Source organism: Limnospira sp. PMC 1279.21, assembly GCF_032349615.1.
GTDB classification, from domain to species: domain Bacteria; phylum Cyanobacteriota; class Cyanobacteriia; order Cyanobacteriales; family Microcoleaceae; genus Limnospira; species Limnospira fusiformis.
In genome coordinates this window covers 1-1,415 of the sequence record NZ_JARPLU010000387.1, presented here as the reverse complement: position 1 = coordinate 1,415, position 1,415 = coordinate 1, and the positions used below count along the sequence as shown (strand labels likewise).

The following is a 1,415-nucleotide window of genomic DNA, read 5'->3' as shown; positions in this document are numbered from 1 at the left end:
TATTGAACCCCCAAACAAGGCAGGGAACTCAAGGTCATCAAACAAACTGTTTTGATTGGGAAGTTATGACCCCATGATAACAATGAGTAGAGAGTAACGGCGATAGCCACCCCCAGTTTGAGGAATCATAACCCGTCAGATTGAAGCGGGGAACGGAAGGCGTGAGGTAGAACCTACTACCAAGACGCGACCACTGCCAACCATCCATGATTAGGGAAACCGAATGTCTGGCTTGAACCATCGTAACTCTGTAGTAGCGAAATAGGTTGACACGCTACGTTCAAAAGAACAAGGGGAAAAGTAGGAGGCTTCTTTACCTACCTGCACAGACCTTTAAAGTACCCCGGTGGACAGGACAAATCTCAAGATGGAATGCCCGTATAAACGGAACGTTGTAACCCCTCTAATGGTCTGCCTATAAACAAGTGAGTAATGCTATTCACAAGGCAGTAGTGAAAAATGTAAGCACATGGTGCGAGACGTTCGGGTATGAAATAGGGCTGAAATGCCCTAAATCACTACCCGGTGAGGATTACAGCCCCGAATTTGGATATAAGGATCGCACTCCTGACCATCCTCATAACTGTTTATATGTCCCGACGCTTAGGGAACTAAGCAAGGCAGGGAACCCAAGGTCCTAAGCGAACTGAGAAATCACAGAGCAGAGGGTAACGGCGATAGCCACCCCCAGTTTGGGGAATCATAACCCCAGGATTGAAGCGGGGAACGGAAGGCGTGTGGAGGAACCTACCTCCTACTCGACCACTGCCAACCATCTATGATTAAGGAAACTGAATGTCCGACTTGAACCATGGTAATACATTAGCAGCGAAATAGGTTGACACGCTGCGCCCAAAAGGGCAAGGGGAAAAGTAGGGGGCTCATACGACTACCTGCACATATAGCACAAGACAGAAAAGTTAGGACGTATAATGGCAAGGATATCTACAGAAGACCCAAAATGCCAGCCCCCTACAGTTACGACCTTAGACAAAAAGTTATTAATGCAATTGAACTAGACGGTATACCCAAAACCGAAGCCAGTCAAGTTTTCCATGTCAGCAGGAACACCATCAATCTCTGGCTGCAAAGAAAAGAACACACCGGCGACTTCCTCCCTAAACCTAATCGCCCACCTGGTCATAGCCACCAAATTACCGACTGGCACAAATTCAAGGCTTTTGCCCAAGAGCATGGCCACAAAACCTCCGCTCAAATGGCTCAACTTTGGGATGACGACATCTCTCCTCGCACCATATCCAGAGCCTTGAAGAAAATTGGCTTCACCAGAAAAAAAACTTACGGCTACCAAGAACGTGATGAGCAACAGCGAGAGGAGTTTATTGCTCATATTGAAAAGATGGAGCCGGAAGAGTTGGTTTACCTCGATGAAGCTGGCATCAATAGTCAAGACT

At 47.2% G+C, this 1,415-nt stretch carries 1 protein-coding gene; it reads left to right on the top strand.

The genetic code is table 11. The features are described from left to right. Positions 1 to 961 precede the first annotated feature (961 nt). Positions 962 to 1,415, top strand: a 454-nt coding sequence (locus tag P5683_RS24820) for an IS630 transposase-related protein (protein ID WP_315645090.1), incomplete at its 3' end; no start/stop codon positions are given.